This window comes from Mycobacterium sp. (genome assembly GCF_035603715.1).
GTDB lineage: Bacteria > Actinomycetota > Actinomycetes > Mycobacteriales > Mycobacteriaceae > Mycobacterium.
Genome location: NZ_DATNJW010000146.1, coordinates 1 through 2,538 on the forward strand (window position 1 = coordinate 1; position 2,538 = coordinate 2,538).

The 2,538-nt window shown below is 67.9% G+C and carries 1 protein-coding gene; it reads left to right on the forward strand.

Going from position 1 to position 2,538, the window contains the following annotated elements:
* Positions 1–241 precede the first annotated feature (241 nt).
* The coding region (locus VN856_RS06655; RefSeq protein ID WP_325687352.1) for a biotin carboxylase N-terminal domain-containing protein at positions 242–2,538 on the forward strand (2,297 nt) is incomplete at its 3' end.

Genomic DNA, 2,538 nt, shown 5'->3' on the forward strand with positions numbered 1-2,538 from the left:
ATCCTGGCGGCGGCCAAGGACTCCGGCGCCGAGCCAACTAGCCCGCCGGCGACCAGCACAGCCGCCAGCCCCGCGAAGATGTAGTGCTTCATGGCCCCTTTTCCTCCACATCGCCGCCGGCAATGAAACTACTAGTTCTCCTGCGATCGGGGGGCCATTAGTCAGGTAATCGCGGTAGCGGCATGATGGGATCGGGATCGACGCTGAATCCCACAGGGGTTGACCTCAAGAAGGACCGGACGTGACGCGCCTGCTGATCGCTAACCGCGGTGAGATCGCGCTCCGAATCATCCGCACGGCAACCGAGTTGGAGCTCGACACGGTCGCCGTCTACGCCGAGGACGATGCCGACAGCCCGCACGTGCACGCGGCTACCGAAGCGATCGCTCTGTCCGGCGCCGGACCGGCCGCATACCTCGACCACGCAGCGATCCTGGCGGCGGCCAAGGACTCCGCCGCCGAGCTGATCCATCCCGGTTACGGGTTCCTCAGCGAACACCCCGGTTTCGCGCAGGCGTGTGCGGCAGTCGGATACACCTTCGTCGGGCCCGACGCCGCCGCGCTCGAACTGTTCGGCAACAAGTCGGCGGCCCGGCGCGCGGCGACAGCGGCCGGCGTGCCGGTACTGCCGGCCACCGAAGGGCCCAGCAGCGTCGACGATATCCGCGCCTTCGCCGCCGCCCACGACGGCGCGATCGTGATCAAAGCGCTTGCCGGCGGTGGCGGTCGCGGCATGCGAATAGTGCGCAGCGCCGACCAGATTGACGAGGCCTACCGGCAGTGCGCCGCAGAGGCGCAACTGGGCTTCGGTGATCCGGCGCTCTTTGCCGAGGCGCATCTGGCCGACGCACGGCATATCGAGGTGCAGATTGTCGCAATACCGTCACGCGCGCTCGCGCTGGGCGACCGGGACTGCAGCATTCAGCGCCGCCACCAGAAGTTGATCGAAATCGCGCCGGCACAGGGCATTTCGCCAGCACTACGTGGTGAACTGCACCGGGCAGCGGCTCGGCTGTGCGCGCAGGCGGATTACCGTGGAATCGCCACCGTCGAGTTTCTGGTGACCGGTGAGCAGTTCGTCTTCCTCGAGGTCAACCCGCGGATCCAGGTGGAGCACACGGTGACCGAAGAAGTCACCGGCGTCGACCTGGTAGCAGTGCAGTTGAGAATCGCCCAGGGCGCGTCGTTTCACCAGCTGAGGTTGCCGGCCGGGATCGTCGCCGACGGCGGCGAAGTCGTCGGTGGGCTCGCCGCGGTCCGCGGTATCGCGATCCAGACGCGGGTCAACATGGAGACCATGGAGGCAGACGGGTCAGTCCTGCCCACCGCAGGCACCCTCACGGTGTTTTCGCCACCCAGCGGACCCGGCGTGCGGGTCGACACCTTCGGGCGTCCCGGACTGACACCGAGCCCACGCTATGACTCGTTGCTGGCCAAAGTGATCACCCGGGTACGCGGATCGTCGTTCACCGCCGCGGTGCGCAAGGCGCAGACGGCCTTGGACGAATTCAATATCGAAGGAATCCGCACCAACGCCGGATTCCTACGGGAAGTGCTGTCGCACAGCCATGTTCACTCCGGCCCGGTCACCACCGACTTTATCGACAACAACCTTTCTGCCTTCGTCGTCGCCGCGCAGTCTCGCCGTCACGAGCCCCGACTCGCGCCGCTGGAGCTGTACCCGGGGGAGGAAGTGCTGCGGGCGCAGCTGGCCGGCACCGTCATCGAGGTTGCGGCCGAGGGAGCCGACTTTCCCCCGGGCGCGCCACTGGCAGTGCTCGAGGCCATGAAAATGCAACATGTGCTCACCGCGCCGGACGCGGTGCGCACGGTCCGGGCTTTGGTGACGGCCGGGCAGGTGGTCGGCACCGGAGACCCCGTGGTGGTGTTCAGCCGCACCGGCGACAACGCCGGCGCCGGCGATGTCGCCGCTCTCGACCTGGACCGAGACCGTGACGACCTCGAGGAAGTCCGTCGCCGGCATCTGCTCACCCTCGACGAGGGCCGAGCGAAGGCGATTGCCAAGCGGCACAACCAGAATCGTCGCACCGCCCGCGAGAACATCGCCGACCTGGTCGACCCCGGAAGCTTCGTGGAGTACGGCGCGCTGGCGGTCGCCGCGCAGCGCAGCCGGCGCTCGGAGGACGATCTGATCGCCAACACTCCGGCCGACGGCTTGGTCGCGGGGGTGGCGAGAATCGGTGGCGTCGAGACCGCCGTGCTGTCGTATGACTACACCGTGCTCGCCGGCACGCAGGGCATGCGCAACCACGCCAAAACCGATCGGGTCTTCGAGCTGGCCGCCCGCAGAAAGCTGCCGGTGGTGTTGTTCGCCGAAGGCGGCGGTGGCCGGCCAGGCGACACCGATGTTGCCAGCGTGGCCGGCCTCGACGTGCCGACGTTCCGTACCCTTGGCACCCTCAGCGGGCAGGTGCCGCTGGTGTCAATCGTGTCCGGACGCTGCTTCGCCGGCAACGCCGCGCTGGCCGGCACCTGCGACGTCATCATCGCGACCCCCGAGGCCAACATCGGCATGGG